The sequence below is a fragment of the Azohydromonas sediminis genome (assembly GCF_003574675.1).
Taxonomy (GTDB): domain Bacteria; phylum Pseudomonadota; class Gammaproteobacteria; order Burkholderiales; family Burkholderiaceae_C; genus Calidifontimicrobium; species Calidifontimicrobium sediminis.
In genome coordinates this window covers 12,663-39,592 of sequence record NZ_QOAZ01000027.1, presented here as the reverse complement: position 1 = coordinate 39,592, position 26,930 = coordinate 12,663, and the positions used below count along the sequence as shown (strand labels likewise).

The following is a 26,930-nucleotide window of genomic DNA, read 5'->3' as shown; positions in this document are numbered from 1 at the left end:
TCACAGCGCCGCCCGTGGCCGCGTCACAGCGCGATGCCGGGGTTGCCTTCCATGCCGATGATGCGCGGCGTGTTCAGCTTGCGCGGCGTGACGACCTTCTTGTCGCGCAGCCACGTCGCGACGTCGTCCCACACCATGCGCCCGCCCGAGGCGGCCTTGGCCTCTTCGGACACCGGCGCCCAGCCGGCGACCTTGTACGTCTTGCCCGCCTCGATCGGCTGGCCCTTCAGGCGCATGTCGGTGATGCGCTGGCCTGCGGGCTTCATCGGGTCGATCGCATACGTCATGCCGCCCACGCGCACCATGTCGCCGCCCTGCTGGTAGTACGGGTCGGGGTTGAACAGGTTGTCGGCGACGTCTTCCATCACCGTCTTGATCATCTCGCCGCTCATCTCGGTGAGCGTCGAGTACGAGTAGGTGGTGGCGGTCTGGTCGAGTATGTGCTCCATCAGGATGTCGCTGTTCGGCAGCAGCGACGTGCCCCAGCGGAACCCGGGCGAGAACGCGAGGTCGGCGCCGCGCACCTCCATCAGCGCGTCGACGATCAGCTGGTCGAAGGTGCCGTTGAAGTTGCCGCGGCGGTACAGCAGGCCCTCGGTGCGCGCGAGCTTCTCGCCGAGCTTGGCCTCGTACGGTGCGCGGACCTTCTGGACCAGCGCGGCCATCTCGGCGTCGGCCGGCAGCAGGTTCGCGAACACGGGCAGCAGCTTGTACTGGTAGCCCTGCACCTTGCCGCCGCGCACGTCGAAGTCGAGCACGCCGAGGAACTTGGTGTTCGAGCCCGCGTTGGTGACGAGCGTCTTGCCGCCGGCGTTGCTGACGATCACCGGCACCGGCATGCCGTCGTGCGTGTGGCCGCCGAGGATCGCGTCGATGCCGCGCACGCGCGACGCCATCTTGATGTCGACGTCCATGCCGTTGTGGCTGAGCACGACGACGACCTGCGCGCCCTTGCCCCGCGCCTCGTCGACCATCTTCTGCATGTGCTCGTCCTGGATGCCGAAGGTCCAGTCGGGCACCAGGTAGCGCGGGTTCGCGATCGGCGTGTAGGGGAACGCCTGGCCGATCACGGCGACCTTGACGCCGTTCATCTCGCGCAGCGTGTAGGGCGCGAACACCTGGTCGCCGAAGTCGGTCGTCTTGATGTTCTGCGCGACGAAGTCCACCTTGCCCTTGAAGTCCTTGCCGACGATCTCGAGCACGCGCTCAGCGCCGAGGGTGGACTCCCAGTGCGGCGTCATCACGTCGACGCCCAGCGCCAGGCATGCGTCGACCATGTCCTGGCCGTTGGTCCACAGTGCGGTGCCCGAGCCCTGCCAGGTGTCGCCGCCATCGCACAGGATCGCGCCGGGACGGGTCGCGCGCAGCCGTTTGACGAGCGTGGCCATGTGCGCGAAGCCGCCGACCTTGCCGTAGGTGCGCGCGGCTTTCTCGAAGTCGAGGTAGGTGAAGGCATGCGCCTCGATCGTGCCGGGTTTGAGGCCCACCGCCTTCAGCAGCTTGTCGCCCACCAGGTGCGGCAGGCGGCCGTTGGCCTCGCCGATGCCCAGGTTGACGTTCGGCTCGCGGAAGTACACTGGCAGCAGCTGCGCATGGCAGTCGGTGAAGTGCAGGAAGTGCACGTTGCCGTAGCGCGGCACATCGTACATCCTGCTCGTGGCGCGCGCACTGGCGGCCAGTGCGTCGGGCGCATCGAGCGCCATGCCGGCGGCCGACGCGACGGCCAGGACGTTGAGGAACTCGCGGCGCGACAGGGACATGTCGGTTTCCTTCACTATTCAATCAAGGATGGATATTCTCGCGCAAAAAGGGGCCGCGTCCCGCGGCCCCTGCTGACGGCGCGATCGCCACACGGCGTCGCCGCCCGCGGCGTCACTGGTTCACGGGCGACTTCGGATCGAGCAGCAGCGCCATCAGGTGCTTGATCTGCTGCTCGTTGAGAATGCCCATGTGGCCCGCACGCGGCATGTTCGAGCATGCGTTGTAAGCCTTCGCATTCCAGATCTTGCCCCAGGTGTACTTGACGATCTCCTGGCTGGCGGGCGAATTCGGGTCGGTCACGCCACGCAGCTTGCCGTAGTTCCAAAGGCTCGGGCCGATCGTGCCGTGCGAGATCTCCTTCTTGTCGATCTGGTGGCAGTTGTAGCAGTTGCCGCCGTTGACGGTCTTGGCGTCGTCGGTCCAGGTCAGGCCACGGCCGCTCTGCGCGATCGCTTCGCCCTGCTTCCAGTCGCCGAGGAACTTGCCGTCGCTGGGCCATTTGATCGACGCGAGGTTGATCTCCTCGACCTTCTTGCGCGCGGCCTCGAACTCCTTGCCGCCCCAGGCGGCAGGATCCGAGCAGAGCTTCTGCGCCTCGTCCTGGTTCAGGCGGTCCAACGTCGCGATGCCACGCGGCTGGAAGTCCGTCTGCTTCAGCCGGGCAAACTTCTCGTCGAGCGCCTTCGGGTCGGGGCCGCCCGAAGCACAGCCGGCCAGCACGACGGCCACAGCCGCGGCGGTAAGGGTGATGCGGGTCATGCGGTCTCTCCCTCGTCTGTCAGCGCTTGATGCCCGGGGTCGCCATCGTCGCCCCGTTCGAGTTGGCGGCCATGAAGTACGACAGCGCGATCGTCAGATCCGACGTGTAGACGGGCTGCGGGAAGCGCTGCTGCCGATAGCAGTCCTCGAGGCGGTGCTGCATCGACCACATCTGGCCGTTGCTGACGCGGTACGCGGGCCACGTCGTCCAACCCTTCGCAGCGCCTTCTGGCGTCGTGATGTTGGGCAGATCCTGCAGCCGGATGCGCTTGCCGTCCTCACCGTGGCACGACGCGCACGAGAAGTCGTGTGGCCCAGCCTGGTAATAGAACGCCTTGCGCCCGAGCGCGTAGGCCTCCTTCTCCTTCGGGTGCTTCGGCACGACATTGACCTTCATGCCCTTCGACTGTCCCGACAGCCAGGTGACGATGGCCACCACTTCGGCGCGCTTGCCTCGGCCGAATGACCCCTTGATGATCTCTTGCGGGTCGATGCCCTGCAGCTGTTGCATGCAGGTCAGGATGCGCGACTCGGCATCCTGCACCCTGTCGGTGTCGGCGAAGTAGCGGGGCAGCTGGGCGTAGGCGCCCTTCGTGACACCCGGGCCAAGGCCGAGGTCGCATTTCTCGAGCGAGGCGTTCTTCGGCCCCGCCTTCTTCTTCCACAGTTCCTCGCCTTGCGCTTCGTACAGCTCGGCGGGGTTCCCCTCGGCGATCATCTGCCGATAGCGCTCGATCTCGTCGACGGCCGAGCCCTGCGCCCAGGCGGCGCCGGCGACCCCGAGTGCGACGGCAGCAAGCAGCTTCTTCATGCCTCGCTCCGGATAAATGGATAATTGCTCAATTGAACACTCACATTTGAACGGCGCCAATCCGGGGTGGCCCGCATAGGGCAACAACCCATTCAGGCGCCGAAACGAGAAAGCCTCGGGCGTGGCCGAGGCTCTCGACAGCGGCCCGCCTCACGGCGGGTACGCGCTCACGACACCGTGGCTTCGTCGGTGCGTGAATCGCCCTTGTTGTCGTTCCAGGTGACGGTGACCTTTTCACCCTTCTTGCCACCCTTGAACTTGAAGTTCAGGAACGGATCCTTTGAGATCGCCGGCCCCCACTGGGCCGTCATCACGACCTTGTCGCCGTGCTTGGCAATCACGTTCGAGATGAAGTGCGCCGGGATCACGTTGCCGGACGCGTCCTTGCGCTGACCGGTCTCCATGATGTGGCTCATCAGCACCTTCACGTCGACCACGCCACCGCTCTCGGTGGCACGAATGCGCATCGGGCTACCCATGTCAATCTCCTTGAATCGTGATGTGGATCAGCCGCCGCAGCCGCCGAGCGTGACCTTGATCTCTTTCTTGGCCACGTAAAACTTGCCGTCGGACTTCACGAGGGCGTAGACGTCCGAGCTCTGGCCCATCTTGACGCGGGTCGTGACGAACGGCTCGCACTCGGGGGTCAGGTTGAATGCCGCGGCCAGCGCGTTGGGGTTCTTCTCGACGAGCAGCGCGATCATCTGGACGTTCGGCAGCGTCGAGGTCGCCCCCACCGGCACGACGGCGCCGTTTTCGGCGATGTCCGGACCGGTGACCGTGATCTTGTCCGACGCCGTCGGCGCATCCCCGCCGAGCGCTTTCGCGGTCGAGTTGACGTCCTTCGTCTCGAAGGCCGCCTTGTTCCATTCGGCCTGCTGCGCACGCGCCTCTTCCGGCGTCAGCACGCCGGCCGCGACGAACATGCCGAGCACGCCAAGACCACCGGTGGCCTGGAGTGCCTCGCGTCGATTCATGCTCATATCGATCTCCTTCAATGTCGGTTCGTCACTTGGACGGCGCGCCGGCCAGCACCCACTGCGCGAGCAGCAGGGCGTCATTCTCAGCCAGTCCGGCGGTGGCCGGCATCGGCACCGGCCCCCAAACGCCACTGCCACCCTTCAGGATCTTCTGCGCCAACTTGGCGGGGGCTTCCTTGTCGGCTTTGTATTTCTCCGCCACGTCCTTGTAGGCGGGCCCGACCAGCTTGCGGTCGACGGCGTGGCAGCTCATGCAGGCCTTCGCCTTGGCCAGCTCGGTCGCCTTGGCGGCGTCCACGGCATGTGCGGTCGGCAGGGCCATCAGAGCCACCAGGCCCACAACGGCCGGCGCGCACAGTCGCAGGGTTGGCAACATTGGATCTCCTGGGGAAGTATGAAGGGGGCCGAATCGTACGGCAAGTGGTATCCGACGGCGGGGCAATGTCACTTCGCGCCGCCGGCGATCCACTTCGCCAATGCGTTCACTTCGTCGTCCTTCAGCTGCGCCTGCGGGGGCATCGGCACCGCACCCCACACACCGCTGCCACCGGCACGCACCTTGCCGGCGAGGTAGGCCTCGGCGTCGGCGCGCCCGCGGTACTTGGCCGCGATCTCGCTGAAGCCCGGTCCGACGATCTTGTTGTTGACGCCATGGCACGCCGTGCAGCCCTGCGCCTTGGCGAGCTCGAGGCCCGACACCGTGGCGGCCGCCGGCGCGGCGGCGACGACGGCCGGTGCCGGCGCGGCCGACGATGGCCGCGCGCCAGGTGGCTTCGTCACGTCGATGCCACGCACCGGCCCGACCGGGCGGTTCTGCTCGATCAGGTTGCCGTGTGCGTCGCGTGCGAAATCGGGCAGGTGCGACGACACCTTCGCGACGTCGACCTCGCAGTTCTTCATGCACGCCGTGTTGCGCACGTCGGGCTTGCCATTGGGTAGCCACATGCCGTGGTTCGTCGTCATGCCGTTGCGGTTGGGCATGCGGTTCTGCACGTCGCGGATGTTCTGGTCCGACAGCACGAAGTTGTCGGGCACGATGTCGCCGAGGTGCAGGATGTACGCCACCACCGCGTAGACCTCTTCGGTGGTCAGGCTCTTCGGCGCGTTCCACGGCATCGCTCGGTTGATGTAGTCCCACAGCGTCGACAGCGTGGCGACCTTCATCAGCGTCGTGCGGCCTTCGCCGTGGACGAGGCCTTTCACCCGCCCGGTCTTGATGTCCTCGGCGGTGGTCCCGCCGACGATCGGCGTAAACACCTCGTTCGACTCGCCGAACACGCCGTGGCACGAGGCGCACTTGCCTTCCCACACCTCCATGCCCTTGGCGACCGACCCCGAGCCCGGCGGCAGTCCCTTGAAGTCGGGGCGCACGTCGATGTCCCACGCCTTCACCTCGTCGGGCGTCGCGACGCGCCCGAGCCCGGGCGGCAGCTTCTGCGCCCACACCGTGCCGCACGCGGCGGCGAGCGCCCCGATCAGGACGGCCTTACGAAACCTGGACATTGCTCACCTCGCCCGACTCGGACACCAGCCACGACTGGATTGCGTTGTTGTGGTAGATCGACCGCGTGCCGCGCACCGCGCGCAGCTGCTTGTAGGTCGGCTGCACGTAGTTCGTCTCGTCGATCGCGCGCGACTGCAGGATCGCCGGTTTGCCGTCCCACACCCAGTCGATGTTGAAGCGCGTCAGCGCCTTGCTGTGCACCGGCCCCTCGAGCCGCGCGGTGCGCCAGTTGCGCCCGCCGTCGACCGAGACGTCGACGCGCGTGATCTTGCCGCGGCCCGACCACGCGAGGCCGGTGATGTTGTGGAAGCCCTTGTCGAGCAGGATCTGCCCGCCCGAGGGCGTCGTGATCACCGACTTGCACTCCTGGATGCCGCTGTACTGGCGGTGCAGGCCGTCGGGCATCAGGTCGATGTAGTGGACCGCCTCGTCCTTGGTCGCGTACTTCTCGTCGCCGACCTCGATGCGGCGCAGGTACTTGACCCAGCTCACGCCCTGCACGCCCGGCACGACCAGCCGCAGCGGATAGCCGTTCTCGGGGCGCAGCATCTCGCCGTTCTGGCCGTAGGCCACGAGCACCTCGCCCGACTCGACGAGTTCCATCGGGATCGTGCGCGTCATCGACGAGCCGTCGGCGCCCTCGGCGAGCACGTAGCGGCCCTTCTTGTAGTCGGCACCGGCCATGTCGAGCAGGTCGCGCAGCGGCACACCGGTGAACTCGCTGCAGCTGAGCATGCCGTGCGTGTACTGCACCGTCGGCACCGCGACGTTGCCCCACTCCATCGCGGTGTTCGCGCCGCACTCGATGAAGTGGATGCGGCTGACCGGGGTCAGGCGCATGATCTCGTCGACCGTGAACACGAGCGGCGTCTTCACGAGCCCGTTGATCATCAGCCGGTGCTTGGTCGGGTCGATGTCCCACCAGCCCTGGTGGTGACGCTCGAAGTGCAGGCCGCTGGGCGTGATGATGCCGAACAGGCCCTGCAGCGGGCAGAACGACACGCTGGCCTGGCTCACGCGCGTCAGCCCCGGGCTCTCGCGGCGCTGCAGGCCCGCCTCGTACTTCGACGGCACGCCGTAGCCGCGCGCGGCCACCGGCTGACCCAGCCCGGTCGTGTGCTCGGGCAGCTTGAGGATCGCATCCTCGCCCTTGGGTTGCGCCAGCGCGCCGCCAGCGGCCATCGACGCTGCGGCAGCGGCAAAGCTCTTGCGCAGGAAGCCGCGGCGCTCGCTGTCGAGGCCGTGCTTGTCGACGGCCAGCTTGAGCTCGCGGCTGACGAAGTTCTCCGGCGCCTTGCGCAGACGCCCAGGGAACGAAGGAATGCCCGTCATGGTTGTCCTTCCGCTCTTTCCGTATATGCGTATTGACGCATACAGTTTGCCAGAAAACACCCGGGATAAACCCGGGTGTCGGACGTCAGTGCGGCGTCAGCGCACCGCGCTCACGTCGCCTTCTGCATGAAACGCCGCACGCTGGCGCGCTTGACCGGCGGCTCCGGCGTGCTGGCCATGTTCACCGACACGGTGCGACACAGCTGCACCGCCTCGTCGTCGCACACCGTGTAGTACACCAGGTTGCCGTCCTTGCGCCGCGACAGCACGCCGGCGCGGTGCATCAGGTTCAGGTGGCGCGAGACGTTGGCCTGTGTCGCACCGAGCGCGTCGACGATCTCGCCGACGCTGAGCTCCGTGTTGCACAGCACGTGCAGGATCTTCAGCCGCATCGGCTCGGACAGCAGCGAGAAGTAACCCGAGACCTTCTCGAACAGCCCCTCCAGCTCGTTCAACTCGGCAGCAGCGTCGTTCATCGCATCGTGCCCCTCGGCGCCCTGCGGCCCGTCCCTCGTCGCTCGCTCATGGTCGGGGTGAGATGATTCGAACATCCGACCCACTGCTCCCAAAGCAGTTGCGCTACCAGGCTGCGCTACACCCCGATGTCAAGCCATTGTAGCGACGAGGTCATGCATCGACACGCTCGGCCTGCCCGACGGGGGCGGGCAGCTGCAGCTGCCGTGCGACCGCCATGCACTGGCGGATGTGCTGTTCGCAGACGAACTTCAGCGCCGAGAACGTCAGCGCCGCCGACACCGCCTGCCCGGCCAGCGGCACGACTTTCGCCGCCTGCTGCGCCGTCAGTCGCACCCCGACCAGCCGCAGCAGCTGCATCACCAGCTCGCGCGTGACCAGACGCCCGACGAGCAGGCCGCCGCCGGCCGAGATCGCCTTGTAGACGACGACGCGGCGGTCGGGCGCCAGCCGCTCGATCTGCTCGGGCGTCAGGCCGAAGGCCTCGTTGATCTGCGGGATCACCTTGACGAGCACGCCGACGTCGGTCACCCAGTCGAGGCCCGGAATCGGCACCACCGCGACGCCGGCCGCCAGCAGCGCGCGCTTCGTGACGAGCCTGCGGCAGTGGCGCGCGACGGCCTCGATCTCCTCGGGCGTCGACGGCACCACGGTCCAGTCCGCGCCCGCCATGCGCCGCCCCTCAGCCCGCGGGCAGCACGACGATGCCGTCGGCGTCGGCCACGAGGCGCTCGCCGGGGCGGATCCACACCCCCTGCACCTGCACCGGCACGTCGCGCTGACCCTCGCCGCGCTTGTCGGTGGGCAGCGGCATCGGCGCCAGCGCGCGGATGCCCACCGTGCACTGCGCGAGCTCGGCGACGTCGCGCACGCAGCCGTCGACGACGACGCCGGCCCAGCCGTTGCGCGCCGCCGCCGATGCGAGGTTGCCGCCCACCAGCGCACGGCGCAGCGAGCCGCCGCCGGCGACGACGAGCACGCGCCCGTCGCCCGGCTCGTCGAGCGCGGCCTTGACGAGCGAGTTGTCCTCGAAGCAGCGCACCGTCGACACCGGTCCGGCGAACGCGCTGACGCCGCCGAAGTCGCGGAAGACGGGCGGCAGCACGCGCAAAGCGCCGCTGGTGTCGCCCTTGTGGGCGTCGCACAGGTCGCAGGTGGGGGGAACGTCGGCAGTCATCGCAACGAAAGGGTCAGCCAGGTCGGGGCCGAGTATGCAATGCCGCACGCTACGATGCCGCGATGGCCGCATCGAGTTCGAACCCGGCGGCGCCGCCGGTGACTGCCTCGCTGTCCCCGCTCGTCGTCGCGTGCCTGGCCGCCACGTGGGTCATCTGGGGCACGTCGTACCTCGCGATCAAGTGGGCGCTGGTGAGCCTGCCGCCGTTCTTCCAGATGGGCACGCGCTTCGTCGCGGCAGCGCTGCTGCTCGGCGCATGGGCCGCATGGCGCGGGGCGCGCTGGCCCGACGCGGCGCAGTGGCGCGCCGCCGCGGTGCTCGGTGCGCTGATGATCGGCGGCGGCTACGGGTTCACGGCGCTCGCACAGACCGAGGTCGCGTCCGGGCTGGTGGTCGCGTTCATCGCCGTCGTGCCGGCGCTCGTCGCGCTCGGCCAGTGGCCCTACGGCGAGCGGCCCGGCGGCGCCGAGATGCTGGGCATCGCGCTCGGCCTGGGCGGCGTGCTGCTGCTGGCCTCTGGCCAGGGCTTCTGCGCGTCGCCGTCGGGGCTCGCGGCGATCGTCGTCGCCTGCGCGGCCTGGTCGCTCGGCTCGGTGTGGGCGCGCCAGGGGCCGCCGCGGGCGCTGCGCGCCGCCGCACTCGCGCCGGGCGCGGCCGGCTACGCGAGCCAGATGCTGGCCGGCGGCGTGCTGCTGCTGGCGATGTCGTGGGCGGTCGGCGAGCGTGTGCAGTGGCCGCCCGACGCGCGCTCGGCGGCGAGCTGGGCCTACCTCGTCGTCGCGTCGACGCTGCTCGCGTTCACGGCCTACATGGTGCTGCTCGAGCGCAGCTCGGCCGCGCTCGCGTCGAGCTACAGCTACGTCAACCCGGTGATCGCGCTGGCGCTGGGCGTGGCCGTCGATGGCGAGGTGGTCAGCGCCGGCGAGTGGGCCGCGGCCGCCGTCGTGCTGGCCGGCGTCGTGCTGCTGGTGGCCGGCGCACCGGCGGCGCGGCGGCGGTCACGCCCGTAGACGAGTGCGACCGCGCCGGGGCTCCGCAGCGGCGCGGACGAGAACAGCCGCGTCGGCGCGACGAAGGCGGTGCCGGCGTCGCGCGGTCGCGCAGCCTCAGCCCTGCCGGCGCAACGCCGCGTCGCGGATCGCCGAGAGCGTCGTGCGCGACGTGATGACGTCGGCATCGAGCTGCAGGTGCAGCAGCGTCGGCCGCCCGGCGGCCAGCGCCTGCGCGAACGCCGGCTCGAACTCGGCGGTGCGCTCGACGCGCGCCGCATGCCAGCCATAGGCGCGCGCGAGCGCGACGAAGTCGGGGTTGACGAGCGCACTGCCGCTGACGCGGCCGGGGTACTCGCGCTCTTGGTGCATGCGGATCGTGCCGTACGAGCCGTTGTCGACGACGATGCTCACGAGTTTCGTCGCGCCGTGCGCCACCGCCGTGGCCAGCTCCTGCCCTGTCATCAGGAAGTCGCCGTCGCCGGCGAGGTTGACGACCGTGCGCTGCGGCTGCAGCAGGCTCGCCGCGACCGCGGCCGGCAGCCCGTAGCCCATCGCGCCCGAGGTCGGCGCCAGTTGCGTGCGGCCGTGGTGCTGCAGCCCGCGGTAGCGCAGGAAGCGGTGCAGCCAGCCGCTGTAGTTGCCGGCGCCGTTGGTGTAGACGGTGTCCTCCGGCGCGAGGCGCTCGATCGTCTTGACGACGACGGCCAGATCGAGCGGCTCGACCGGCGTGTGCTCGCGGTTGCGCGCCGCGTCGGCCGCGGCGGCCTCGGTCCACGCACGCCACGGCAGCGTGGGCGGCGCGGCGAGCGTCTCGAGCGCCTTGCCCGCCTGGGCCAGCGAGCACTGCAGCAGCAAGTCGGCGGCATAGACGCGGCCGAGTTCCTCGGCACCGGGGTGCAGGTGCACCAGCGTCTGCGCCGGACGCGGCGCCTCGAGCAACGTGTAGCCGCCGGTCGTCATCTCGCCGAGCCGCGCGCCGACGGCGAGCACGAGATCGGCGTCGCGGATGCGCTGCGCGAGCGCCGGGCCGATGCCGATGCCGACGTCGCCGGCGTACTGCGGGTGGCGGTTGTCGAACGTGTCCTGGAAGCGGAACGCGCAGCCCACCGGCAGCTGCCAGTTCGCGGCGAAGCGCTGCAGCGCCTGCGCGCTCTCGGCGGTCCAGCCGCTGCCACCGACGATCATGAACGGCCGCTGCGCTGCGAGCAGCCGCTCGCGCAGCGCGCGCAGCGCGCCCGGCGCCGGCCACGCCTGCGCCGGCTCGACGCGCGGCAGCACCGCCGCTGTGGTGGTGGCGGTGAGCATGTCCTCGGGCAGCGCGAGCACCACCGGCCCGGGGCGCCCCTGCAGCGCGGTGTGGAACGCGCGCGCGACGTATTCGGGCAGCCGCTCGGCGCTGTGCACTTCGGCCGCCCACTTGGCCAGCCCGAGCGTGCCGGGGCCGAACATCTGGCGGTAGTCGACCTCCTGGAACGCCTCGCGGTCGCGCTGGTCCGACGCGACCTGGCCGACGAACAGCACCATCGGCGTCGAGTCCTGGAACGCGGTGTGCACGCCGATCGCCGCGTTCGTCGCGCCGGGCCCGCGCGTGACGAAGCACACGCCCGGGCGTCCGGTGAGCTTGCCCTGCGTCTCGGCCATGAACGCCGCACCGCCCTCGTGGCGGCAGGCGACGAAGCGGATGCGCTCGCGGTGTTCGTGAAACCCGTCGAGCACGGCGAGGTAACTCTCGCCGGGCACGCCGAACGCGGTGTCGACGCCCTGCGCGACGAGCGCCTCGACGAGCGCGTGCCCCGCCAGCCGCGGCACGCTCACGCCACCCCCAGGACAGCCCGGCGGCGCAGGTGCAGGCCGACGACGGCAGCCGACACCACGCCCAGCACCAGCGCGAGCGCCGCACCGGCGAACACGCCGCCGGCCAGGCCCCGGTCGAGCAGCGCGCCGAACACCGGCGCACCGACCGCGAAACCGGCGTCCAGCCCCGAGTACACCGTCCCATAGACCCGACCGGTGGCCCCGGGCGGCGTCGCGCGCTTGATCAGCATGTCGCGCGACGGGCCGGCGAGCCCGGTGCCCAGCCCAGACAGCGCCGCCAGCGCGGCCGCCAGCGCCCCTGGCAGCCAGCCGCTGCCGGCCAGCAACAGCGCCGTGGCGCTGGCAAGCATCGCCGCGGCGATCGCCGACTCGAGCCGGCGGGCGCGCACGGCGACGAAGCCGCCGAGCAGCATGCCCGCGGCACTGGCGAGCATGTAGCCGGTGACGACGAAGGCGGTGACCTCCAGCGGCAGCCCGTACAGCCGCCCGAGCGCCGGCCCGGCGAAGCTCTGGATCGCCGCGAGCGCGACGGTCGACCAGAAGAAGAACGAAAAGCACAGCCACACCGACGGCAGCCGCAGGAACGCCAGCACGTGCTCGGTGGCCGTCGCATCGGCACCCTGCTTCGCGTGCCCGCCCTGCCCGAGGCGGTCGTCGAGCGCGTCGCGCTGCCACACGAGCAGCAGCAGCACCGCCAGCGCCCACCCCGCCGCCGCGACGAGCGCCCAGCGCCACGAGCCGGTCAGCGTCGAGACGCCGATCAGGAACACCGGCGCCGCGGCCCAGCCGAGGCTGCCGGTGATGCCGTGCACCGAAAATGCATGCCCCAGCCGCGGCATCGACACGCGCTTGTTGAGGATCGTGAAGTCGACCGGGTGGAACGGCGCGTTGCCCAGGCCGGCCAGCGCCGCCGCGAGCATCAACCCGCCGAAGCCCTGCGCCGACGCAGCGGCCAGCGCCGCGAGCACGAAGCAGCCCAGCGCGGCGAACAGCACCGGTCGCGCGCCGACGCGGTCGACGACGAAGCCGGCCAGCGCCTGACCGACGCCCGAGATGACGAAGAACAGCGTCACCAGCAGGCCGAGCTGCGAGTACGAGACGCCGAACTCGGCGATCAGCGCCGGAAACAGCGGCGGCAGCAGCAGGTGGAAGAAGTGCGAGGTGCCGTGCGCGACGCCGACCAGCGCGATCGTGCGCGCATCGTCGCGCCACGGCACGGGATTCGACGCCAGCGGTGGTGACAGCGTGGAGGCAACCATGGCGGCATGTTACGCACTGTGGCCATCGTGCGCGCCGGCCGTGCACGCACGTGGGCTGCCGTACCATCCGGGTTCCCGAGACCGACACGCCGGCCACAGCCGGCCGTCCCGGCCGAGACGATGAGCCAAACCGTCCTCTACGACTTCACCAAGCCCGACGCCCAAGGCCACAGCTGCACCGCCCATGCCTGGGCCAAGGTGCCGCCGGCGCTGACACCGGCCGAGCGCTCCGAGGTCAAGGCGCGTGCCGCCGCGCTGCTGAAGGCGCACGACGCGGTGCTCGTGGCGCACTTCTACGTCGACGGCGACCTGCAGGACCTCGCCCTCGAAACCGGCGGCTGTGTGGCCGACTCGCTCGAGATGGCGCGCTTCGGCCGCGACCACCCGGCCAAGACCCTCGTCGTCGCCGGCGTGCGCTTCATGGGGGAGACCGCGAAGATCCTGTCGCCGGCCAAGCGCGTGCTGATGCCCGACCTCGACGCGACCTGCTCGCTCGACCTCGGCTGCCCGATCGACGACTTCGCCGCCTTCTGCGACGCGCACCCCGACCGCACCGTCATCGTCTACGCCAACACCAGCGCGGCGGTGAAGGCGCGCGCCGACTGGATGGTCACGAGCTCGTGCGCGCTGGGCATCGTCGAGCACCTGAAGAGCCAGGGCCAGAAGATCCTGTGGGCGCCGGACCGCCACCTCGGCCGCTACGTGCAGCACCGCACCGGCGCCGACATGCTGATGTGGAACGGCGCATGCATCGTGCACGAGGAGTTCAAGGGCATCGAGCTCGACCTGCTGAAGAAGCAGCACCCCGACGCGATGATCCTCGTGCACCCCGAGGCGCCCGACAGCGTCGTCGCGCAGGCGCACGTCGTCGGCTCGACGTCGCAGCTGCTCAAAGCCGTCGTCGAGGGCCAGGCGAAGGAGTACATCGTCGCCACCGACAACGGCCTGTTCCACCGCATGCGCCAGCTCGCGCCGGGCAAGACGCTGATCGAGGCGCCCACCGCCGGCAAGAGCGCGACCTGCAAGAGCTGCGCGCACTGCCCGTGGATGGCGATGAACTCCTTGCAAGGCGTCGTCGACTGCCTCGAGCGCGGCAGCGGCGAGATCGTCGTGCCCGAGCCGACGCGCACGCAGGCGCTGGGCTGCATCGAGCGCATGCTCGACTTCGTCGCCCGCCATCCGCAGGTGCTCGCAGCGCCGCAGGGCGGCTTCGTGCGCCACCTGGGCGCGGCCTGAAGCGGCGGCCCGCCGCGCCCACGCCCGACAGCGCACGGCACGATTTCACGGCCGCGCCGGCCGCCCACGTGCGGCCGCGGCCGGCGCTCGCTATGCTGGCGCGACCCCTTGCCGCTGCGCGCCATGACGCCCGACTTCAGCTCGCTGCACAACCGCAACGAAACCGCCGTCTTCGAAGCCATCGGCGAGCTGGCGCCGCGCTATCCGGCGATCGGCCACGACCCCGGCCTGCTCGCCGACGTGGCCTGCGTCGCGCTGAACCGGCTGCCGCCGCGCTACATCCGCCACACAGTGGACTTCAGCTTCTACCAGTCGGACCGCGAGCGCGTCGAGCACGCGCGCGAGGTGCGCGCCGCCGTGCGCCACGCGTTCGAGTTCGTGCAGGCGCGCGAGCTGATGGGCGCGCGCAGCTGAGCCGCGGCGGTGCGCGTCAGTCGCGCCGCGACTCGCGCACCAGCACCGTCGGCAGGCTCGCCGGCAGCGTGTAGGGGTGGTCGCGGCTGTAATGCAGGCCGCGGCTCTCGTGGCGCTGCAGCGCCGAGCGCACGATCAGCCGCGCGCAGTCGACGAGGTTGCGCAGCTCGAGCAGGTCGCGCGTGACGCGGAAGTGCGCGTAGTACTCGCCGATCTCGCCGTCGAGCAGCTCGATGCGGTGCAGCGCACGCTCGAGCCGCTTCGTCGTGCGCACGATGCCGACGTAGTTCCACATCAGCAGCCGCAGCTCGTCCCAGTTGTGCGCGATGACGACCTGCTCGTCGGCATCCTCGACGCGGCTCTCGTCCCACGCCGGCAGCGCCTCGGCCGCCGCCGGCGCGTGCGCGGCGACGTGGCGCGCGCAGGCATGGCCGAGCACGACGCACTCGAGCAGCGAGTTGCTCGCCAGCCGGTTGGCACCGTGCAGCCCGGTGTACGTCGTCTCGCCGACCGCGTACAGCCCGACGAGGTCGGTGCGTCCGTCGAGGTCGGTGACGACGCCGCCGCAGGTGTAGTGCGCCGCCGGCACGACCGGAATCGGCTGCCGCGCGATGTCGATGCCCAGCGCCGCGCAGCGTGCGTGGATCGTCGGGAAGTGTGCCTTCAGGAAGGCCTCGCCGAGGTGCGTCGCGTCGAGCCACACGTGGTCGAGGCCGTGCCTCTTCATCTCGAAGTCGATCGCGCGCGCGACGATGTCGCGCGGCGCGAGCTCGGCGCGCGCGTCGTGCGCGGGCATGAAGCGCGGACCCCACGGCGAGCCGTCGTCACCCGGTGTGCCCAACGGCAGGCGCAGCTTCGCGCCCTCGCCGCGCATCGCCTCGGTGATCAGGAAGCTGCGCTCCTGCGGGTGGTAAAGGCAGGTCGGGTGGAACTGCACGAACTCCATGTTCGCGACGCGGCAGCCGGCGCGCCACGCCATCGCGATGCCGTCGCCGGTCGCGGTGTCGGGATTGCTCGTGTAGCGGTAGACCTTGCCGACGCCGCCGGTGGCGAGCACGACGGCCGCCGCCGGCAGCGTCTGCACGCGCCCGCGGTCGATGTCGAGCGCATAGACGCCGTAGCAGCGCGGCGCCTCGCGCCGGCGCAGCAGCCGCGAGGTGATCAGGTCGACGGCCATCCAGCGCTCGCGCAGCTCGATGTGCGGGTGCGCGCGCACGCGCGCGAGCAGCGTCTCGTGGATCGCGCGGCCGGTGGCATCGGCCGCGTGGGCGATGCGCCGCACCGTGTGGCCGCCCTCGCGCGTCAGGTGCAGCCCCAGCGGCCCCTGCGCGTCGGGCGTGAACGGCACGCCCTGCGCGACCAGCCACTCGATGGCCTGCGCGCTGTGCGCCGCGACGAAGCGCGCCGTGTGCTCCTCGACGAGCCCGGCACCGGCGTCCTGCGTGTCGCGCACGTGCGCATCGACGCTGTCGTCGGCGCCGAGCACGCCGACGATGCCGCCTTGCGCCCACGGCGTCGCCCCCTCGGCGGCACTGCGCTTGGCCAGCACGACGACGCGGCGGTGTTCGGCCAGTCGCAGCGCCACCGTCAGGCCGGCCAGGCCGGCGCCGACGATCACGACCGGGGCGCCCTCGGGCGGGCTCGAACGGGCGTCCATGCGGGCGATTCTACGGAGGGCACCATCCGCCGTCGGGGGATGGGCCGCGCGCAGCCGCTGCGGCACCGTCGGGGCGCATGCCGATGCGTGGCGCACGCGGTGCGAATGCACGGACTTGCGCGCTGCGTCACGCTCCAGCACGATCGAGACCCGCGACCGGCTCAAGCGCCGCACCCGCGGCGCCGACATCCCGAACAGCCCTCTACACCTCCCCCGCCATGGCCCACCCCGACCTGTCGCCCACCGCCGGTTCCGCGATCGAACCCTGGCAGCAGACACAGCAGGCCGGCCCGGCGACGCAGATCCTCACCGACCGCGAGCGCGCCAGCGCCGACGCCGGGATCGGCCGACGCGTCGGCGAGAACCTGTGGGAGATGTTCGTCGTCTTCGACCCGGCGCAGGCGCTGCAGCAGCAGTTCGACGTGCGTGCCGAGCCCTTCATCGCCCTGCACGACGTCGGCACCACGGTGTCGCGGCGCTGGCTGGCCGAGATCGCCTCGGCGCACCTGCTGCCGGTGCAGAAGCTCGTGATCCGCAGCCAGGGCTACGGCGTCGCGCTGGCGACGATCGAATTCGTCGAGCTGCCGGTCGACGGCGCGGCGCCGCTGCGCCTGTACTCGACCGATGCCGACGCCGATTCGCGCCAGCGCCAGCAGCTCGCGCGCGTACTGCTCGGCGCGAGCCGGCTCGGCGCCGTGCTCGTCGGCGACCTGCCGGCGCACGCGCTCGCGGCCGCGCTGCGGCCGCTGCACGATGCCGTCGTCGCGGGCCCGTGGCGCAACCGCGAACTGCTGCTGCTTCCGCTGAGCGGCTCGGGCGTGCTCGCGCAGCAGGCCGACCGGCTCGGTGCCGGCACGATGGTGCACACCCGCGTCGCACCGACCGTCAGCCGTGGCGAGGAGGCGCTGGGCCAGGTCGTCGCGGTCTGGAACCAGCTGCACCAGCCGCTGGGCAGCCACGGTGGCGTCGGGCCGACGATCACGCTGTCGGTGACCCGCACGCACGCTGCCCCCAGCGCCGGCACGCCGCCGGCACCGCCCGCCGCGCGCGCGGGCGTGCTGCCGATGCAGCCGATGCCCGATCCGAAGGCTTCGGCGCGCGCCGCCGGCAGCGAGACCGCGTCGCCGCTGCAGCGCTACGTGCAGCGCTGCCTCGAAGTCAAGGGCATGGTCAGCTGCTGCGTCTTCGAGCCCGACACACAGCGCACGCTCGCCTTCGCCGGCGCGCGCCCCGGCCCCGCCGCACTGGCATCACACGGCTCGGCGCTGTGCGCCGCCCTCGGCACCGCCTCGCGCGGCCTGGGCCTGGGTGCGGCCGCCCCCGAAGCGGCGATCACGCTTGCCGGACACTTTCTCGTGCTGCGCCCGGTGCCTCAGCACCCGGGCCTGGTGCTGCACGCGGTGATCGACCGCAGCAGCACGCCGCTCGTGCTGGCGCTGCGCCACCTCGAGCGGCTCGACGAGGTGCTCGCCGCAAGCTGAGGCCGGCCGCCGCACGCCACGCCTTCGCGGGCCTGGACCGACCGAGGGCCCACCGCGTCCCCGCGGCAGGCGGGGCCTTGGAGCCGCGGCGCTCATGCCGCTCGCAGAGCTCGCGGCCTTCGGGCCGTCCAAGGCCGCGCAGGCGGCCTTGGAGCCGCGGCGCTCATGCCGCTCGCAGAGCTCGCGGCCTTCGGGCCGTCCAAGGCCGCGCAGGCGGCCTTGGAGCCGCGGCCCTCAGTGCACGACGCGGCCGAAGACGAACTCGCCGTTCTCGACGTCGACCGGGATCGTGTCCTTCGGGCCGAACTTGCCCTCGAGGATCAGCTTCGCGACCGGGTTCTCGATGCGGTGCTGGATCGCGCGCTTGAGCGGGCGGGCACCGAACACCGGGTCGAAGCCGACCTTGGCGATCTCGGCCAGCGCCGCCGGCGACACGTCGAGCTTCATCTCCATCTTCGCCAGCCGCTGCTCGAGCGCCTTGAGCTGGATGCGCGCGATGTTCTCGATGTGCTTCTGGTCGAGCGCGTGGAACACCACCGTCTCGTCGATGCGGTTCAGGAACTCGGGGCGGAAGTGCTGCTTGACCTCGGCCCACACCGCGTCGCGGATCAGCTCCGGGTCCTGCCCGGCCATCTGCATGATCAGGTGCGAGCCGATGTTGCTCGTCATCACGATCACGGTGTTCTTGAAGTCGACCGTGCGGCCCTGGCCGTCGGTCAGCCGGCCGTCGTCGAGCACCTGCAGCAGCACGTTGAACACGTCGGGGTGCGCCTTCTCGACCTCGTCGAGCAGGATCACGCTGTACGGCTTGCGCCGCACCGCCTCGGTCAGGTAGCCGCCTTCCTCGTAGCCGACGTAGCCCGGCGGCGCGCCGATCAGCCGCGCGACCGAGTGCTTCTCCATGAATTCGCTCATGTCGATGCGCACCATGTGGTCGTCGCTGTCGAACAGGAACCCGGCGAGCGCCTTGCACAGCTCGGTCTTGCCCACGCCGGTGGGGCCGAGGAACAGGAACGAGCCGAGCGGCCGGTTCGGGTCCGACAGGCCCGCGCGGCTGCGGCGGATCGCGTCGGAGACGGCGCGGATCGCCTCGTCCTGGCCGACGACGCGCTCGTGCAGCTTCTCTTCCATGTGCAGCAGCTTGTCGCGCTCACCCTGCATCAGCTTGGACACCGGGATGCCGGTCGCGCGCGAGACCACCTCGGCGATCTCCTCGGCGCCGACCATCGTGCGCAGCAGCTGCGGGCGGCCCTCGCCCTTGGCCTTGCCGGCCTCCTTGGCCTGGGCTTCCTTCAGCCGTTTCTCGAGCTCGGGCAGCTTGCCGTACTGCAGCTCAGCAACCTTGTTGAAGTCGCCCTTGCGCTTGAGCTCCTCGATCTGGAACTTGATGCGGTCGATCTCTTCCTTGACCTGCGCGCTGCCCTGCGCCTGCGCCTTCTCGGCCTTCCAGATCTCCTCGAGGTCGGCGTACTCGCGCTCGAGGCGCGCGATCTCGTCCTCGATCAGGCCCAGGCGCTTGATCGACGCCTCGTCCTTTTCCTTGCGCACGGCCTCGCGCTCGATCTTGAGCTGGATCAGGCGCCGGTCGAGCTTGTCCATCGCCTCCGGCTTGGAGTCGATCTCCATCTTGATCTTGGCCGCCGCCTCGTCGATCAGGTCGATCGCCTTGTCGGGCAGGAAGCGGTCGGTGATGTAGCGGTGCGACAGCTCCGCCGCGGCGACGATCGCCGGGTCGGTGATCTCGACGCCGTGGTGCACCTCGTACTTCTCCTGCAGCCCGCGCAGGATCGCGATCGTCTGCTCGACGCTCGGCTCGTCGACCATCACCTTCTGGAAGCGGCGCTCGAGCGCGGCGTCCTTCTCGATGTACTTGCGGTACTCGTCGAGCGTCGTCGCGCCGATGCAGTGCAGCTCGCCGCGCGCCAGCGCCGGCTTGAGCATGTTGCCGGCGTCGATCGCGCCCTCGGCCTTGCCGGCGCCGACCATCGTGTGCAGCTCGTCGATGAAGAGGATGATGCGCCCTTCCTCGGCGGCGACCTCCTTCAGCACGGCCTTGAGCCGCTCCTCGAACTCGCCGCGGTACTTGGCGCCGGCCAGGAGCCCCGCCATGTCGAGCACGAGCACGCGCTTGTCCTTCAGCGTGTCGGGCACCTCGCCGTTGACGATGCGCTGCGCGAGACCCTCGACGATCGCCGTCTTGCCCACGCCGGGCTCGCCGATCAGCACCGGGTTGTTCTTGCTGCGCCGCTGCAGCACCTGGATCGTGCGGCGGATCTCATCGTCGCGGCCGATCACCGGGTCGAGTTTGCCCTGGCGCGCGCGCTCGGTCAGGTCGAGCGTGTACTTCTTCAGCGCCTCGCGCTGGCCTTCGGCTTCGGGGTTGTCCACTTTCTGTCCTCCACGCACCGCCTCGATCGCGGCCTCGAGCGCCTTGCGCGTCAGCCCGTGGCCGCGCACGACGCCGCCGATGTCGGTCTTCGAGTCCGCCAGCGCGAGCAGGAACATCTCGCTGGCGATGTACTGGTCGCCGCGCTGGGTGGCCTCCTTGTCGGCCGCCTGCAGCAAGCTGATCAGGTCGCGCCCCGGCTGCACCGGCTGGCCGCCGCCGCTGACTTGCGGCAGGTTGCGGATCGCGGTGTCCATCGCGGTGGCGAGCGCCGCGGTGTTGGCGCCGGCGCGCTCGAGCAGCGATTTCGGCCCGTCGGGCTGCTGCAGCATCGCCGCGAGCACGTGCTGCGGCTCGATGTAGGGGTTGTCGCGCGCCACCGCCAGGCTCTGGGCGTCGCCCAGCGCCTGCTGGAAAGCGGTCGTGAGTTTGTCGAAACGCATGGGATGGGGTCCTCCGGTTGCCGCGCAGGTGAGGCGACGGCCCGGAGTTTTCAACCCCGGCGCCGGATCGTATTGACTTCGGTCAAGAACCGGCGAGCGAGCGCGCGAGCGCGGCCTTCTGCACCTTGCCGAGCGCCGTCTTCGGCAGCGTGTCGACGACGACGATGCGCCGCGGGTGCTTGTAGCGCGCGAGCCGCGCGTCGAACAGCGCGCGCAGCGCGGCCTCGTCGACGCCACGGCCCGGGCGCGGCACGACGGCGAGCACTGGGACTTCCCCCCAGCGCGCGTCGGGCACGCCGACGACGGCGCACTCGGCGATGTCGGGGTGGTGCGCGAGCAGGTTCTCGATCTCGGCCGGGTAGACGTTCTCGCCACCCGAGATGATCATGTCCTTGCTGCGGCCGACGACGGTGACGAAGCCCTGCGCGTCGGCGCGCGCGAGGTCGCCGCTGCGGAACCACCCGTCGGCGAAGCTCGCGGGGTGCTCGTCGCGGTGGTAGCCGCGCATCAGGTTCGGCGCGCGCACCCAGATCTCGCCGACCTCGCCCGGCGCCACGTCGCGGCCGTCGGCGCCGACGAGGCGCATCTGCACGCCGCGCGCCGGCCGCCCGGTGCTGCCGACGTGCGCGAGCGCCTCGTGCGGGCGCAGCACGATCGAGACCGGCCCCGTCTCGGTGCTGCCCCACACCTGGCACACCGGCACGCTGCGCGCGTGGAAGGCCTCGATCAGCGGCACCGGCACGACCTGCGAGCCGCTGTTGACGAACGCGAGGCTGCCGAGGTCCGTCGTCGGCCACGCCGGGTGCTCGAGCAGCGCGCGCATCACGGCCGGCACCAGCAGGCTCGTCGTCGGCCGCTCGTGCGCAATGGCCGCGAGCCACGCGCCGGGGTCGAAGCGCTCGTGCAGCACGACGCAGCCGCCGGCGGCGAGCACCGGCAGGGTCTGGATGCACAGGCCGCCGACGTGGAACAGCGGCAGCACCGCGAGCGCGCGCGTGCGCGCGTCGAAGCCCTGCGCGTCGATCGCGGCGTCGATGTTGGCGGCCATGCCTGCGGCGGTGTGGATCGCGCCCTTGGGCCGCCCCGTCGTCCCCGACGTGTAGACGAGCATCAGGTCACCCGGAAGATGCCCCGGCGCCCGCGGCTGCGGCAGCGCGGCGAGCGCGCGCACCGCGCGGCCCAGGTCCTCGAGCGCCGCATCGACGTGCAGATGCTGCACGCCGGCGTGCTCGACGATCGCGGCCAGTTCGGCCGGCGCGAGGCGCCAGTTCAGCGGCACGAAGCGCGCGCCGATCGCCTCGCACGCGAACAGTGCGGCGAGCATCGCCGCACTGTTCATTCCGAGCCAGCCGAGCGAGGCACCGGCACCCAGGCCCTGCGCGCGCAACGCGTCTGCGGTAGCGGCGACCTCGCGCGCGAGATCGGCGTAGGTCCAGGTGCGCGGGCCGCACACCAGCGCCGGTGCGTCACCGCGGCGCGCGGCCTGCGCGCCGACGCGCGCCCACGGTCCGTCGGCAGTCATCTCGCGTGACATTCCTGCAGACAAGGCCAGATCAACGAGCCAACGCCGCGCGAAGCACTGCCGCGTCAAGCGGCCGCCGCGGATCCGGCTTTGCCGGTCCGCTGGCGGGCCTTGCAGGCCGCGCCGTGCCTTGCGGCCCGGCCGCTCGCCAGGCACTCAAGGCCCACCGGGCCTTCCGTGTCCGGGCTCGCCCCCCGCGAGTGGGAAGCACCGCAAGCGCTACGGGAGTAGTCACGCCTCGATCGCTTCGTCGCGCTCGCCGGCCTCGTAGAGGCATTCGCGCCCGAGCCGGTCGATGCACAGCTCGGCGGTCCACGGCAGCATCAGCGAGCCGCAGCGGCTGTCGCGGTACAAGCGCTCGAGCGGCAGCGACTTGAGCATGCTCTGCCCGCCGCAGGTGCGGATCGCCAGCCGGCAGATGTCGTTGGCGTTCTCCATGATCGTGTAGTGCGCCGCGAGCAGCCGCATGCGCGTGTCCTTGTCGGGGTCGACGCGCGCGTCGCGCGCGTTCTGCAGGAACAGGGCCCGAGTCTGCTCGAGCTTGATGCGCATCTCGGCGACCGCGACCTGCTTGGTCGGGTACATGCGCCTCTTGACCGGCGGCATGCCCGGCACCTCGCCGCGCAGGTACTGCACCGTGAAGTCGTAGGCCGCCTGCGCGATGCCCATGTAGGTCGGCGACAGCGTCGCGAACATGTGCGGGAAGCGCTGCGCAGCCTGCGCGTACAGGCCCTCGGGCATCAGCCGCGCCTCGTCGGGCACGAACACGTCCTTGAACGTCAGCGTGCGGCTGACGGTGCCGCGCATGCCCAGCGGATCCCACTCGCCCGAGACCGTGACGCCGGGCGCGTCGGCCGGCACCGCGAGGTACATCGAGTCCTTCAGCGTCGCACCGGGCCGGTCGAGGGTGCACAGGACCCCGTAGTAGTCCGCCGCCCCCGACAGCGACGCGAAGATCTTGCGGCCATTGACGACGTAGCCGCCGTCGACCTTGGCCGCCAGCGTGCCCCACGGCGCCTTGCCGGCCGCCGCCGCGCCGCCCTCGGAGAACGGCTGCGCGTAGATCTTGCCGCCCTGCACGATGCGCGCGTAGTGGATCGCGCGGATGCGCTCGTGGTCGGCGCGCTGCTCGGGCGTCATGTCGAGCGCGTCGGCGATGAAGCCGCTCCACATGCACGAGCACACGTGCATGTTGTACGACAGCGCCGTCGAGCCGCACCAGCGCCCGATCTCGGCGGCGACCATCACGTAGGTCGTGAAGTCGGCGCCCTCGCCGCCGTACGCCTTCGGCACGCAGATCGCGAGCAGCCCGGCGTCGGCCAGGTCGCGGAAGTTCTCGATCGGGAAGCTCGCCTCGCGGTCGTGGCGCGCGGCGCGCGGCGCGAACTTCTCGCGCCCGAGGCGCGACGCGCGCTCGATCAGCTCGCGCTGCTGCGCGGTGAGCTTGCTCGCGTCGCCGGCGATGTGCGACGGCACGTAGCGCGAGACGGCGGGTTCGGAGAGCACGGCAGCCATCGTCAGGGTCCTTCGGTCAGGGGTGCACGGCCGCCACCGGCACGTGGCGGCGCAGGAAGTCGAGCAGCGCGGCGTGGAACGGCGCCGGCGCCTCCATGTTGGCGAGGTGGCCGACGCCCGGCAGGCAGCGGTACTCGGCACCGGGAATCGCCTGCGCCATGCGCTGCATCACCGCGGGCGACGCGTTGCGGTCGCACTCGCCGGCCAGGCACAGCGTCGGCACCGCGATGCGCGGCAGGTCGGCGCGGCGGTCGAAGCCGACGATCGCGTGCAGCGCGGCGCGGTAGGTGGCCTCGGGCACGCGCGCCATCACGGCGGCGCAGCGCGCGATGCGCTGCGGGTCGGCATCGGGCGCGGCCATGCCGCGCGCCAAGCCGGGCGCGAGCGCGGCCATGCCCTGACCGGCGTCGAGCGGCGCGAGCCGCTCGGCGAGGAAGCGCCGCTGCCAGTCGCCGTCGGGCTTGCCGAACGCGGGCGACGTGCCGCTGAGCACGAGCGCGTGCACGAGGCCGGGGCGCGTCGCGACGACCTCCTGCGCGACCATGCCGCCCATGCTGTGGCCGACCAGCACGGTGCGCGCGGCGCCGATCGACTCGACGAGCGCGACGACGGCCTCGGCGAGTGCGGCCATCGTGTACGGGGTGACCGTCGGCGAGTCGCCATAGCCCGGCAGGTCGGGCGCGATCGCGAGGTAGCCGGCGTCGGCGAGCACGCCCCCGGTGCCACCGGTGGCGTCGCTCCACGCGTCGCGCCCGCCGCCCACGCCGTGCAGCATCACGACGGCGGTGTCGCCCGCACCCCAGCGCCAGTGCGCCAGCGGCGCCGCGGTGACGAGCACCGGCGTCACACCAGCCTCCCGGCGTCGACGACGACCTCGCCGTCGAGCGCGACGGTGCAGCCGCGCAGCGGCAGGTCGAAGTGGCCGAGCGTGTGGCGGCCGGCGACTTCGTTGGCGCCGGTCGAGTACAGGAAATTGCCGCCGAACGCGCGCAGCTCGGTGCCGTTGAAGTCGGCCTTGTCGTAGAACAGCATCGCGTCCCAGCGTGCGCGGCGGTTCAGCCCCCAGCCGACGTGGCTGACCGCGTAGGCGCCGCGGTGGCCCTCGTGCTCGGCCCACGCGGCGTAGTGGCCGCGCATCATCTGCGCGTCGGGCGAGTCGCCGACGACGTCGACGACGTGGTCGTCGTCGATCACGAGGCGCACCGGATCGGCGAGATAGCGCTTGAACGTCAGGTTGACGTCGCCGCGGTCGAGCACCAGCGTGCCGCGCACACGCCCCGCGGCCGGGAACGCCAGCACCAGCCCGCCGGGCCAGTGGCCGAGCGTGCCCGGTTTGCTCGTGAAGCCCCACACGCCGCCGACGCGCGCGCCGTCGAGTCCGATCTCGAGCTCGGTGCCGGCGGCCGAGGTCACCGTCATGCGCCGGGCGCTCTTCAGCCGGCGCATCGCGTCGCGCACCGGCGCGTCGTCGCCGGGCTGCGGCAGGCAGCGCTCGAGGATCTCGGGGTGCTCGTGGCTGACGTAGAGCACGCGCGCACCGCCGGCGAGGATCGCGGGCAGCTCGGGCGCGTGCATCAGGCCCTCGACGGTGCAGTCGGCGACGAAGCTGCACCTGGCCAGCGCGGCGACGACGGCGTCGAGCCCGCCGATCGCGTCGGACGCGCCGGTCGAGCGCACCGGCACCGGCGTCGTCACCGGCTGCTGCGGCAGCACGACGTGGAACACGCGCGCGCCGAGCCGCGCAAGGCCGAGTTCGGCGAGCTGCACGAGGTCGCGCCGGCTCGCCGACTCCGACAGTACGGCGCACACGTCGCCGCGCTGCACCGCGCACAGCCCGAACACGTGTGCGAAGCCGTCGATCCAGCGGGGCTCGAGACGCAGGTCGGCAGTCACAGGATCTCTCCCAGCAGGTGATAGCGCCCGCCGTGGAACACCAGCGGCGGCAGCGCGGCGTCGGCCAGGCGCAGCACGCGGCCGATGAACAGCACGTGGTCGCCGGCGTCCTGGTGCGCCTCGCGCGCGCACTCGAACACCGCGGCGGCGCCGACGAGCAGCGGCGCGCCGCCGGCGCCGTCGTGCCAGACGCCGTCGGCGAACTTGTCGGCCGCAGGGCTCGCGAAGCGGCGCGACAGCTCGATCTGGTCTTCAGCGAGCACGTTGACGGCGAAGTGGCCCGCGCCAGTGAACGCGGCCAGGCTCGGGCTCGCGCGGCGCAGCGACCACAGCACGAGCGGCGGCTCGAGCGACAGCGCGTTGAACGAGTTGCACGTCAGCCCCACGGCGCTGCCCGCCGCGTCGCGGCAGGTGACGATCGTCACGCCGGTGGCGAAGCGGCCGAGCGCGGTGCGCAGCTCGCCCTTGGCCGGCGGCACGGTCGAAGCAGGGATCGGAGAGCTGGGCAACGCGGCCATCGTGCGGCTAATATATGAAAATTCATTGATCTCGCGCAAGTGCCACCAACCCGCACGCCGCGATGCGCCCGTTCCTCGACGACCACCTCGTGTACCTGCTCGCGCGCGCCAGTCACGCGCTGTGGCGCGGCTTCGAGCCGCGCGTACGCGACGCGGGGCTGAGTTCGCTCGAGTGGCGCGTGATGGCGGTGCTCGCCGACCGCGAGCCGCTGCCGGTGGGCACGCTCGCGCGCGAGGTGCTGGCCAAGCAGCCGACGCTGACCAAGGCGCTGGACCGCATGGCACAGCAGGGCTGGATCGAGCGGCGCGCCGACCCCGACGACGCGCGCCGCGCGCGCGTGGCGCTGACGCGCGCCGGGCGCGAGCGCGTGGCGCCGCTGCTGGCCGCCGCCGCATCGCACGAGGCACGCCAGCTCGCCGACGTGCCAGCGGCCGAGCGCAAGCGGCTGCAGCGGCAGCTGCGCGCGATCATCGACCGCTTCGATGCCGACGAGCCACCGTCGTGAGCGCGGCTCGCGCCGCGCTCACGCGTTCTTGGCCGCGATGCCCCAGCGCGCGAGTGCGGCGTCGTCGGCCACGCGCGCGTCGACCCAGCGTGCACCGTCGGGCGTGTGCTCCTTCTTCCAAAACGGCGCCTGCGTCTTCAGGTAGTCCATCAGGAACTCGCAGGCCTGGAACGCCTGGCCGCGGTGCGCCGACGTGACGGCCACGAGCACGATCTGGTCGGTCGGGTTCAGCGGCCCGACGCGGTGCACGACGCGCGCGGCGCGGATGTCGAAGCGGCGCATCGCCTCGTCGATCATCGCCTCGATCGCCTTCTCCGTCATGCCCGGGTAGTGCTCGAGCTCCATGCGGCTGACGCCCGCGCCGTCGTTGCGGTCGCGCACGGTGCCGACGAAAACCGCGACCGCGCCGACGCCGGCGTCGTGCGCGCGCAGCGCGGCGACTTCGGCCGAGAGGTCGAAGTCCTCGGTCTGGATCGACACGCGCGCGGCCACCGC

General features: G+C 71.4%; 26 protein-coding genes and 1 tRNA gene. 5 read left to right on the top strand and 22 right to left on the bottom strand.

Features of this window, described 5'->3' with window-relative positions:
• Positions 1-23: 23 nt before the first annotated feature.
• From soxB to rraA, 12 genes are all read right to left on the bottom strand, one after another.
• A complete protein-coding gene (soxB, locus tag DRV96_RS13525; RefSeq protein ID WP_210757048.1) occupies positions 24-1,760 on the bottom strand; it encodes a thiosulfohydrolase SoxB in 1,737 nt (578 codons plus the stop codon).
• Positions 1,761-1,872: 112 nt separating this feature from the next.
• Positions 1,873-2,520, bottom strand: coding sequence for a sulfur oxidation c-type cytochrome SoxX (gene soxX / locus DRV96_RS13520; RefSeq protein WP_119291993.1), 648 nt, complete (start codon positions 2,518-2,520; stop codon positions 1,873-1,875).
• Positions 2,521-2,539: 19 nt separating this feature from the next.
• Positions 2,540-3,331: a sulfur oxidation c-type cytochrome SoxA gene (gene soxA / locus DRV96_RS13515; protein WP_119291991.1), complete on the bottom strand. Its 792-nt coding sequence runs from the start codon at positions 3,329-3,331 to the stop codon at positions 2,540-2,542.
• Between the two features lie 167 nt (positions 3,332-3,498).
• Positions 3,499-3,810 carry a thiosulfate oxidation carrier complex protein SoxZ gene (soxZ, locus tag DRV96_RS13510; protein ID WP_119291988.1) on the bottom strand — a complete coding sequence of 104 codons (312 nt, stop codon included), beginning with the start codon at positions 3,808-3,810 and terminating at the stop codon, positions 3,499-3,501.
• A gap of 27 nt (positions 3,811-3,837) precedes the next feature.
• A complete protein-coding gene (gene soxY / locus DRV96_RS13505; RefSeq protein ID WP_210757047.1) occupies positions 3,838-4,314 on the bottom strand; it encodes a thiosulfate oxidation carrier protein SoxY in 477 nt (158 codons plus the stop codon).
• Positions 4,315-4,339: 25 nt separating this feature from the next.
• Positions 4,340-4,633, bottom strand: a complete 294-nt coding sequence (locus DRV96_RS13500; protein WP_119292024.1) for a c-type cytochrome — start codon at positions 4,631-4,633, stop codon at positions 4,340-4,342.
• 122 nt (positions 4,634-4,755) lie between these two features.
• Positions 4,756-5,814 (bottom strand): c-type cytochrome, encoded by a 1,059-nt coding sequence (locus tag DRV96_RS13495; RefSeq protein ID WP_119291974.1) that lies wholly within the window; start codon positions 5,812-5,814, stop codon positions 4,756-4,758.
• The gene (gene soxC / locus DRV96_RS13490) at positions 5,798-7,147 is read right to left on the bottom strand and encodes a sulfite dehydrogenase (protein ID WP_119291972.1); all 1,350 of its coding nucleotides are present in this window, start codon (positions 7,145-7,147) and stop codon (positions 5,798-5,800) included. Before soxC ends, DRV96_RS13495 begins: the two co-directional genes overlap by 17 nt.
• Before the next feature lie 110 nt (positions 7,148-7,257).
• Positions 7,258-7,623: an ArsR/SmtB family transcription factor gene (locus DRV96_RS13485; RefSeq protein WP_162911056.1), complete on the bottom strand. Its 366-nt coding sequence runs from the start codon at positions 7,621-7,623 to the stop codon at positions 7,258-7,260.
• 49 nt (positions 7,624-7,672) lie between these two features.
• Positions 7,673-7,749: transfer RNA gene (locus tag DRV96_RS13480), tRNA-Pro, on the bottom strand.
• A gap of 25 nt (positions 7,750-7,774) precedes the next feature.
• The gene (locus tag DRV96_RS13475) at positions 7,775-8,293 is read right to left on the bottom strand and encodes a hypothetical protein (RefSeq protein ID WP_119291967.1); all 519 of its coding nucleotides are present in this window, start codon (positions 8,291-8,293) and stop codon (positions 7,775-7,777) included.
• Positions 8,294-8,303: 10 nt separating this feature from the next.
• Positions 8,304-8,798 (bottom strand): ribonuclease E activity regulator RraA, encoded by a 495-nt coding sequence (gene rraA, locus DRV96_RS13470; protein ID WP_119291964.1) that lies wholly within the window; start codon positions 8,796-8,798, stop codon positions 8,304-8,306.
• 62 nt (positions 8,799-8,860) lie between these two features.
• Between rraA and DRV96_RS13465 the strand changes: the two genes are divergently transcribed.
• Complete coding sequence (locus tag DRV96_RS13465; RefSeq protein ID WP_119291962.1) at positions 8,861-9,808, top strand: EamA family transporter; 948 nt, start codon at positions 8,861-8,863, stop codon at positions 9,806-9,808.
• A 96-nt stretch (positions 9,809-9,904) separates the two neighbouring features.
• Here the strand turns inward: DRV96_RS13465 and DRV96_RS13460 are convergent, their stop codons facing one another.
• Positions 9,905-11,605: a thiamine pyrophosphate-binding protein gene (locus tag DRV96_RS13460; protein WP_119291960.1), complete on the bottom strand. Its 1,701-nt coding sequence runs from the start codon at positions 11,603-11,605 to the stop codon at positions 9,905-9,907.
• Positions 11,602-12,864, bottom strand: coding sequence for an MFS transporter (locus tag DRV96_RS13455; RefSeq protein WP_119291958.1), 1,263 nt, complete (start codon positions 12,862-12,864; stop codon positions 11,602-11,604). The genes DRV96_RS13460 and DRV96_RS13455 overlap by 4 nt, the downstream gene beginning before the upstream one ends.
• 120 nt (positions 12,865-12,984) lie before the next feature.
• On the opposite strand from DRV96_RS13455, the gene nadA reads away from it, so the two are divergent.
• Together nadA and DRV96_RS13445 are read left to right on the top strand one after the other, a co-directional pair.
• Positions 12,985-14,100, top strand: coding sequence for a quinolinate synthase NadA (gene nadA / locus DRV96_RS13450; protein WP_119291957.1), 1,116 nt, complete (start codon positions 12,985-12,987; stop codon positions 14,098-14,100).
• Between the two features lie 123 nt (positions 14,101-14,223).
• Positions 14,224-14,514, top strand: coding sequence for a late competence development ComFB family protein (locus tag DRV96_RS13445; RefSeq protein WP_119292022.1), 291 nt, complete (start codon positions 14,224-14,226; stop codon positions 14,512-14,514).
• A gap of 16 nt (positions 14,515-14,530) precedes the next feature.
• On the opposite strand, the gene nadB is transcribed toward DRV96_RS13445, so the two are convergent.
• A complete protein-coding gene (gene nadB / locus DRV96_RS13440; RefSeq protein ID WP_119291955.1) occupies positions 14,531-16,171 on the bottom strand; it encodes an L-aspartate oxidase in 1,641 nt (546 codons plus the stop codon).
• Positions 16,172-16,389: 218 nt separating this feature from the next.
• Here nadB and DRV96_RS13435 point away from each other — a divergent pair, with 218 nt between their 5' ends.
• Positions 16,390-17,652 (top strand): hypothetical protein, encoded by a 1,263-nt coding sequence (locus DRV96_RS13435; RefSeq protein WP_119291954.1) that lies wholly within the window; start codon positions 16,390-16,392, stop codon positions 17,650-17,652.
• A 234-nt stretch (positions 17,653-17,886) separates the two neighbouring features.
• On the opposite strand, the gene clpB is transcribed toward DRV96_RS13435, so the two are convergent.
• From clpB to DRV96_RS13405, 6 genes are all read right to left on the bottom strand, one after another.
• Positions 17,887-20,481 carry an ATP-dependent chaperone ClpB gene (gene clpB, locus DRV96_RS13430; protein WP_119291951.1) on the bottom strand — a complete coding sequence of 865 codons (2,595 nt, stop codon included), beginning with the start codon at positions 20,479-20,481 and terminating at the stop codon, positions 17,887-17,889.
• A gap of 82 nt (positions 20,482-20,563) precedes the next feature.
• Positions 20,564-22,003, bottom strand: coding sequence for a class I adenylate-forming enzyme family protein (locus tag DRV96_RS13425; RefSeq protein ID WP_119292020.1), 1,440 nt, complete (start codon positions 22,001-22,003; stop codon positions 20,564-20,566).
• A gap of 231 nt (positions 22,004-22,234) precedes the next feature.
• Complete coding sequence (locus DRV96_RS13420) at positions 22,235-23,518, bottom strand: acyl-CoA dehydrogenase family protein (protein WP_119291949.1); 1,284 nt, start codon at positions 23,516-23,518, stop codon at positions 22,235-22,237.
• 16 nt (positions 23,519-23,534) lie between these two features.
• Entirely contained in the window at positions 23,535-24,365 is an 831-nt protein-coding gene (locus DRV96_RS13415; RefSeq protein WP_336470520.1) for an alpha/beta fold hydrolase, read from the bottom strand.
• Positions 24,362-25,411: a 2,5-dihydroxypyridine 5,6-dioxygenase NicX family protein gene (locus DRV96_RS13410; RefSeq protein ID WP_119291947.1), complete on the bottom strand. Its 1,050-nt coding sequence runs from the start codon at positions 25,409-25,411 to the stop codon at positions 24,362-24,364. Before DRV96_RS13410 ends, DRV96_RS13415 begins: the two co-directional genes overlap by 4 nt.
• Positions 25,408-25,929 (bottom strand): flavin reductase family protein, encoded by a 522-nt coding sequence (locus tag DRV96_RS13405; RefSeq protein WP_119291945.1) that lies wholly within the window; start codon positions 25,927-25,929, stop codon positions 25,408-25,410. The genes DRV96_RS13410 and DRV96_RS13405 overlap by 4 nt, the downstream gene beginning before the upstream one ends.
• Positions 25,930-25,991: 62 nt before the next feature.
• Here DRV96_RS13405 and DRV96_RS13400 point away from each other — a divergent pair, with 62 nt between their 5' ends.
• Positions 25,992-26,435 (top strand): MarR family winged helix-turn-helix transcriptional regulator, encoded by a 444-nt coding sequence (locus DRV96_RS13400; RefSeq protein WP_119291943.1) that lies wholly within the window; start codon positions 25,992-25,994, stop codon positions 26,433-26,435.
• An 18-nt stretch (positions 26,436-26,453) separates the two neighbouring features.
• On the opposite strand, the gene DRV96_RS13395 is transcribed toward DRV96_RS13400, so the two are convergent.
• Entirely contained in the window at positions 26,454-26,927 is a 474-nt protein-coding gene (locus DRV96_RS13395; RefSeq protein ID WP_119291941.1) for a molybdenum cofactor biosynthesis protein MoaE, read from the bottom strand.
• Positions 26,928-26,930: the final 3 nt, after the last annotated feature.

Excerpts from the sequence above, each read along its gene's own strand:
- soxB (WP_210757048.1), bottom strand. The coding sequence starts at position 1,760 with ATGTCCCTGTCGCGCCGCGAGTTCCTCAACGTCCTGGCCGTCGCGTCG.
- soxX (WP_119291993.1), bottom strand. The coding sequence starts at position 2,520 with ATGACCCGCATCACCCTTACCGCCGCGGCTGTGGCCGTCGTGCTGGCC.
- soxA (WP_119291991.1), bottom strand. The coding sequence starts at position 3,331 with ATGAAGAAGCTGCTTGCTGCCGTCGCACTCGGGGTCGCCGGCGCCGCC.
- soxZ (WP_119291988.1), bottom strand. The coding sequence starts at position 3,810 with ATGGGTAGCCCGATGCGCATTCGTGCCACCGAGAGCGGTGGCGTGGTC.
- soxY (WP_210757047.1), bottom strand. The coding sequence starts at position 4,314 with ATGAGCATGAATCGACGCGAGGCACTCCAGGCCACCGGTGGTCTTGGC.
- DRV96_RS13500 (WP_119292024.1), bottom strand. The coding sequence starts at position 4,633 with ATGGCCCTGCCGACCGCACATGCCGTGGACGCCGCCAAGGCGACCGAG.
- DRV96_RS13495 (WP_119291974.1), bottom strand. The coding sequence starts at position 5,814 with ATGTCCAGGTTTCGTAAGGCCGTCCTGATCGGGGCGCTCGCCGCCGCG.
- soxC (WP_119291972.1), bottom strand. The coding sequence starts at position 7,147 with ATGACGGGCATTCCTTCGTTCCCTGGGCGTCTGCGCAAGGCGCCGGAG.
- DRV96_RS13485 (WP_162911056.1), bottom strand. The coding sequence starts at position 7,623 with ATGAACGACGCTGCTGCCGAGTTGAACGAGCTGGAGGGGCTGTTCGAG.
- DRV96_RS13475 (WP_119291967.1), bottom strand. The coding sequence starts at position 8,293 with ATGGCGGGCGCGGACTGGACCGTGGTGCCGTCGACGCCCGAGGAGATC.
- rraA (WP_119291964.1), bottom strand. The coding sequence starts at position 8,798 with ATGACTGCCGACGTTCCCCCCACCTGCGACCTGTGCGACGCCCACAAG.
- DRV96_RS13465 (WP_119291962.1), top strand. The coding sequence starts at position 8,861 with ATGGCCGCATCGAGTTCGAACCCGGCGGCGCCGCCGGTGACTGCCTCG.
- DRV96_RS13455 (WP_119291958.1), bottom strand. The coding sequence starts at position 12,864 with ATGGTTGCCTCCACGCTGTCACCACCGCTGGCGTCGAATCCCGTGCCG.
- nadA (WP_119291957.1), top strand. The coding sequence starts at position 12,985 with ATGAGCCAAACCGTCCTCTACGACTTCACCAAGCCCGACGCCCAAGGC.
- DRV96_RS13445 (WP_119292022.1), top strand. The coding sequence starts at position 14,224 with ATGACGCCCGACTTCAGCTCGCTGCACAACCGCAACGAAACCGCCGTC.
- nadB (WP_119291955.1), bottom strand. The coding sequence starts at position 16,171 with ATGGACGCCCGTTCGAGCCCGCCCGAGGGCGCCCCGGTCGTGATCGTC.
- DRV96_RS13435 (WP_119291954.1), top strand. The coding sequence starts at position 16,390 with ATGGCCCACCCCGACCTGTCGCCCACCGCCGGTTCCGCGATCGAACCC.
- clpB (WP_119291951.1), bottom strand. The coding sequence starts at position 20,481 with ATGCGTTTCGACAAACTCACGACCGCTTTCCAGCAGGCGCTGGGCGAC.
- DRV96_RS13425 (WP_119292020.1), bottom strand. The coding sequence starts at position 22,003 with ATGACTGCCGACGGACCGTGGGCGCGCGTCGGCGCGCAGGCCGCGCGC.
- DRV96_RS13420 (WP_119291949.1), bottom strand. The coding sequence starts at position 23,518 with ATGGCTGCCGTGCTCTCCGAACCCGCCGTCTCGCGCTACGTGCCGTCG.
- DRV96_RS13405 (WP_119291945.1), bottom strand. The coding sequence starts at position 25,929 with ATGGCCGCGTTGCCCAGCTCTCCGATCCCTGCTTCGACCGTGCCGCCG.
- DRV96_RS13400 (WP_119291943.1), top strand. The coding sequence starts at position 25,992 with ATGCGCCCGTTCCTCGACGACCACCTCGTGTACCTGCTCGCGCGCGCC.